We start from the raw sequence: 5,529 nt of genomic DNA, 5'->3' as shown, positions 1-5,529 counted from the left end.
TGGGCGGGGTGCTGGTCAGCGACCGGACCCCGGACGCCGAGAGCGATTTGAGGACGGCGTCCAGCTTGTCCGTGTCGACCTGGAGCGTGACCTGCCGCCCCTGGATGTCGAGGTCGTGCACCCCGGGCAGCCCCGCCAGTCCGTTGGGCTCTCCGGCCAGTTCGGCGCTGATGTTGGTGCGTGTCAGATGGCGCATCCCGGCCAGCGAGCCGGTCTCCACCGTCCGCCCCTGGCGGATGATGCTGACCCGGTCGCAGAGCGACTCGACCTCGCTGAGGATGTGGCTGGAGAGCAGGATCGTCCGTCCGCGGTCGCGCTCCTCGGTGACGCAGCTCTGGAAGACCTCCTCCATCAACGGGTCGAGCCCGCTGGTCGGTTCGTCCAGGATCAGCAGGTCCACATCGGAGGCGAACGCGGCGACCAGGGCCACCTTCTGCCGGTTGCCCTTGGAGTACGTACGCCCCTTCTTGGTCGGGTCGAGCTCGAACCGCTCCACGAGGTCGGCGCGGCGTGCGTCGTCCAGTCCGCCGCGCAGCCGCCCGTACAGATCGATCACCTCGCCGCCGGAGAGGTTGCGCCACAGCGTGACGTCGCCGGGGACGTACGCCACCCGCCGGTGCAGTTCCACCGCGTCGCGCCAGGGGTCGCGGCCGAGCAGCTGGGCGGCGCCCGCGTCGGCCCGCAGCAGGCCGAGCAGGACCCGGATGGTGGTGGACTTCCCGGATCCGTTGGGCCCGAGGAAGCCGTGCACCTCACCGGACTCGACGGTCAGGTCGAGCCCGTCCAATGCGTGCGTCCGGCCGAACGACTTGTGCAGTCCAGCCACGGTGATTGCCTTCGTCATGATTTTGAACGTACGCTACTTTCACAAATTTGTGAAGTTATGGAAACGTATAAACTCCGAAAGGGTGACGGGGCCGGTGATCAGCCGGGGGCGCAGGGGAGACGATGGGGCGATGAGCAGCGAATCCGGAGAGAACGCACGGGAGCGACAGGACACGGGCGCGGCGCCCGGGGAGCGGGACGCGGAGGCGGTCTCGCGCTTCGTCGAGCGGTTCGCGTCCGATATGACCGAGGCGGGGATGCAGCGGATGGCATCCCGCGTCTTCGCCGCCCTGCTCGCCGACGACGACGCCTCGATGACCTCGGCCGAGCTCGCCCTGGCGCTTCGGATCAGCCCGGCTGCCGTGTCCGGCGCGGTGAACTACCTCACCCAGGTCAGCATGGTCGGCCGCGAGCGCGAACCGGGCTCGCGCCGCGACCGCTACCGCCTGCACAACGAGATCTGGTACACCACCTTCGCCAGCCGCGACCGGGTGCTCACCCGGTGGGAGCAGACGCTCAAGGACGGCGCGCGCACGCTCGGCGAGCACACACCGGCCGGTGCCCGGATCGCCGAGACGGCGGCGTTCTTCGAGTTCCTCCAGTCCGAGCTGGAGAGCCTGATGGGCCGCTGGGAGGAGCACCGCAAGACCCTCGACCTGCCGACGGCCGACGGGCGCGCGGGCGCCTGACGGCCCCGTGGCGCGGCCCGCCGGCTATGCGTCCGGTACCGGCAGCATCAGCCCCCACGCGCCCGCCCGCACCGTCCAGGTGCGCGTCCTCACCGGCCCGCCGACCTGTATGTCCGCGCGGTAGCGGAAGTCCGCGCCGGAGACCGTGACGGCCTTGGCCTCCGTGGTGACCGGGTCGCCGTCCGGCGGGTGGATCGTCACCTCCGCGAGGCCGCCGTCGCCGCACCCCGAGGTCACCGTCACCGATTCGACCGGGCGGTCCAGATCGTTCAGCAGGACGCCGTCCGCCTCGATCCGCAGCCGGTGCGTGCGCAGCGGTGCGGGCAGGGCCGCGGGCGCCGGGTGCACCAGGGTCCGGACCAGGGAGCGGCAGGTGTCCCAGACCGCGGTGACGCCCGAGTGGACGGCCTCCGTGCCCGGTGCGCCGCTCGGGGCCGGGATGCGCAGCGCACCCAGGACCACTCCGTCGCTGTCGTCGACCAGCAGGTCCAGCCGTCGCACCGCACCGTCGAGCGCGGCGCGGGCCGCCGCCACCGCACTCGTCGGCACGCCGAGTGAACGGGCGAGTTCCAGTGCCGCCGCGGCGCCGACCGGGATCAGCGAAAGGGTGCTTCCGGCCGGTTCCCGCTCCCGGTGCAGCTGTGCCACCGCCCGCCTCAGCGCCCGGTCGTCACCGATCACCACCGGCCGCCGGCCGCCCCTGCGGGAGAGGGCCCGGGCGAATTCCTCGGGCCCGTCGGGGAGGCAGATCTTGGCGTGCGAGCCGGCGCTCAGCACGTCCCTCGCGATCCGCACGGACTCGCCGTCCGTCCGGCGGGCGACCGGATCGATCACCACCAGCAGACGGGGCGCACCGTTACCGGGGGGCTGGGCAGCCGACACCTCGGTCCTTCCTCGGGTAGCATCTTGGTGCAAGAGCCCCTTGCGCTATTGCGCCAGGGGCTTGGTCTATTCCGGGGCACCCGGTTCGACGGTTCAGGCCTTGTCGTACAACGTCGTGCGGCATGCACGGCGTTTACGTACGCCCCCTGACCTTGGACATGCCCCGCCCGGAAGGGGTGTACGCCTGTGCCCGCACTTGTGCTGCTCGGTGCTCAGTGGGGTGACGAGGGCAAGGGGAAGGCCACCGACCTCCTCGGTGGATCCGTGGACTATGTGGTGCGATACCAAGGCGGCAACAATGCCGGCCACACGGTGGTCGTCGGCGACCAGAAGTACGCACTGCATCTCCTCCCCTCCGGAATCCTGTCACCGGGGTGTACCCCGGTCATCGGAAACGGTGTCGTGGTCGACCCGGCCGTCCTGCTCTCCGAGCTGAGTGGGCTGAACGACCGCGGCGTGGACACGTCCAAGCTGCTGATCAGCGGTAACGCCCATTTGATCACCCCGTACAACGTCACCGTCGACAAGGTGACGGAACGGTTCCTCGGTAAGCGCAAGATCGGCACGACCGGGCGCGGTATCGGCCCGACGTACGCCGACAAGATCAACCGGGTCGGCATCCGCGTCCAGGACCTCTACGACGAGTCGATCCTGGAGCAGAAGGTCGAGGCGGCCCTGGAGCAGAAGAACCAGCTTCTGGCCAAGGTCTTCAACCGCCGCGCGATCGAGGCCGGCAAGGTCGTCGAGGACATGCTCCAGTACGCGGAGCAGATCAAGCCCTTCGTCGCCGACACGACGCTGATCCTGAACAACGCCATCGACGAGGGCAAGGTCGTCCTCTTCGAGGGCGGTCAGGGCACGCTGCTCGACGTCGACCACGGCACGTATCCCTTCGTCACCTCGTCGAACCCCACCGCGGGCGGCGCCTGCACCGGTTCCGGCGTGGGCCCGACGAAGATCAGCCGGGTCATCGGCATCCTCAAGGCCTATACGACGCGCGTCGGCGCCGGTCCGTTCCCGACGGAGCTGCTCGACGAGGACGGCGAGGCGCTGCGCCGGATCGGTGGCGAGCGCGGTGTCACCACCGGCCGCGACCGCCGCTGCGGCTGGTTCGACGCCCCGATCGCGCGGTACGCGACCCGGGTCAACGGCCTGACCGACTTCTTCCTCACCAAGCTCGACGTCCTCACCGGCTGGGAGCAGATCCCGGTGTGCGTGGCGTACGAGATCGACGGCAAGCGCGTCGAGGAGCTCCCGTACAACCAGACCGACTTCCACCACGCGAAGCCGGTCTACGAGATGCTGCCGGGCTGGTCCGAGGACATCACCAAGGCGAAGACCTTCGCCGACCTGCCGAAGAACGCGCAGGGTTACGTGAAGGCGCTGGAGGAGATGTCCGGCGCCCCGATCTCCGCGATCGGGGTCGGCCCCGGCCGGACCGAGACGATCGAGATCAACTCGTTCCTGTAAGCACCCGGGAGCGGACGGAGGGCCGGGGCGGCGCGCATGTGCCCCGGCCCTCCCACGTACCCGCTCCCGGCCCTCCTCGCGTGCCCGCGCTCACTCCTCCCCGCAGATCCGCAGCCCCTCCGGCGTCGCGCACGGCAGGTGGCCGTGGGTGCGGACGACGTCCTGGCCGCTGCCCCGGCTGAGGTAGGCCAGGAAGCTGGAGGCCAGTGAGTCGGCGGGCGGGCTGCCGTAGGTGTACGCGTACTCGATCTCCCGGTACGGGTAGCGGCTGGTGCCGATCGTGTCGACGGACGGGGCGTCGCCGTCGATGGCGATCTGGTGCGCCCCGGCGGGCTTGGTGCCGGAGCGCAGTTCGCTGTAGCCGATCGCGCCGTCGAGCCGGCCGACCTCGGCCAGGACCTGCTCGGTGGAGTCGAGTTCGCAGTGGATGACGGCGGCCCGCGGGTCGTCCTTCGTGGTGCAGTCGCGGGAGGACTGGGCGGGCTCGTTGCGGCCCAGGACGCGGCGCTGGAAGACCTCGCGGGTGCCGGAGTTGGCGTCCCGGCTGACCAGCAGTACGGGGATGCCGGGGCCGCCCAGCTCGCTCCAGTCGCGGATGTCGCCCCGGTAGATCCGGCGGACGGTGTCGCCGGTCAGGTTCTTCAGCGGGACCCGGTCGTTGACGACCAGGCGGAAGAGCGAGACGGCGACGCGGTTCTCGCGCAGTTGGGGGAAGCCGCTCGGCTTGGGGCCGTCGGAGAGGGCCACGAGGGCGGGTGAGCCGGACTTCCCGGCCCCGGCGCCCCGGTCGGCCAGTTCCCGTATCCCGGCGGTGGTCGGCGTCACCTCGCCGTCCCGGATGCCGCCCGTGACCCGGATCGGGCTGCCCGCGTGTGAACCGGTCAGCAGGACCAGGAGCTTGAAGTGCTCGCCCCGGTTGAGCGGGACGCGCGGCAGCCGGATGAGGGAGCCGGTCTCGCGGAGTCCGGCGGCCGGGGTGAAGTGGTCCATCAGGTGGTCCGCGCCGGGCGAGTGGGTGACGGCGAGGCCGCGCACCCGGCGTTCGGTGAACTCGACCACCAGGCCGTGGAGTTGTTCGTCGGGGCCGGTGGAGTTCCTCGACGGCCTACACGGCCGGCGGCGCCGTCTCGCACCACGGCCGCAACTGGACGGCCAAGTGGTGGACGCGGAACGAGAATCCGGGCGCCACCACCGTGTGGCAGGACGGCGGTGCCTGTACGGGTGGGGTCAGTGACTTCGCCATCAGCGAGGCGGAGTTCGACAGGATCTTCCCGGACCGTGACCCCTTCTACACGTACCAGGGGCTGATCGACGCCCTGCACGCCTACCCGCGCTTCGCGAACACCGGGACCGAGGCGATGCGGAGCCGGGAGGCGGCGGCGTTCCTGACGCACGCCGACTTCGAGTCGGTCGGTCTCAAGTACGTGAAGGAGATCAACGAGGCCAACTACTGGATCAAGTGCGACTACAGCCGGCCCTTCGGCTGCCCGGCCGGGCAGTCCGCGTACTACGGCCGCGGCCCGATCATGTTCAGCTGGAACTTCAACTACAAGGCCGCCGGTGACGCGCTCGGCCTCGACCTGCTGAACAACCCGTGGCTGGTCGAGCGGGACCCGTCGGTCGCCTGGCAGACCGCGCTCTGGTACTGGAACACCCAGAACGG

The 5,529-nt window shown here is 70.4% G+C and carries 4 protein-coding genes and 2 pseudogenes; 3 read left to right on the top strand and 3 right to left on the bottom strand.

The annotated features are described in order from the left end of the window. Positions 1-844, bottom strand: an 844-nt coding sequence (locus J1C73_RS32515) for an ABC transporter ATP-binding protein (RefSeq protein WP_207319507.1), incomplete at its 3' end; no start/stop codon positions are given. Between the two features lie 112 nt (positions 845-956). On the opposite strand from J1C73_RS32515, the gene J1C73_RS32510 reads away from it, so the two are divergent. Further along, a complete protein-coding gene (locus tag J1C73_RS32510; RefSeq protein ID WP_207319506.1) occupies positions 957-1,514 on the top strand; it encodes a GbsR/MarR family transcriptional regulator in 558 nt (185 codons plus the stop codon). Positions 1,515-1,538: 24 nt separating this feature from the next. Here the strand turns inward: J1C73_RS32510 and J1C73_RS32505 are convergent, their stop codons facing one another. Next, positions 1,539-2,396, bottom strand: a complete 858-nt coding sequence (locus J1C73_RS32505; RefSeq protein ID WP_207319505.1) for a diacylglycerol kinase family protein — start codon at positions 2,394-2,396, stop codon at positions 1,539-1,541. A 186-nt stretch (positions 2,397-2,582) separates the two neighbouring features. Here J1C73_RS32505 and J1C73_RS32500 point away from each other — a divergent pair, with 186 nt between their 5' ends. Then, entirely contained in the window at positions 2,583-3,866 is a 1,284-nt protein-coding gene (locus J1C73_RS32500; RefSeq protein WP_123460177.1) for an adenylosuccinate synthase, read from the top strand. 90 nt (positions 3,867-3,956) lie between these two features. On the opposite strand, the pseudogene J1C73_RS32495 reads toward J1C73_RS32500, so the two are convergent. Beyond that, positions 3,957-4,940, bottom strand: a pseudogene (locus J1C73_RS32495) (substrate-binding domain-containing protein); the annotation flags it as partial. 14 nt (positions 4,941-4,954) lie between these two features. Here J1C73_RS32495 and J1C73_RS35580 point away from each other — a divergent pair. Then, a pseudogene (locus J1C73_RS35580) lies at positions 4,955-5,529 on the top strand (glycoside hydrolase family 19 protein); the annotation flags it as partial.

This window comes from Streptomyces laculatispora (genome assembly GCF_017353455.1).
Lineage (GTDB): Bacteria > Actinomycetota > Actinomycetes > Streptomycetales > Streptomycetaceae > Streptomyces > Streptomyces laculatispora.
This window is presented reverse-complemented; position numbering and strand designations above follow the sequence as displayed.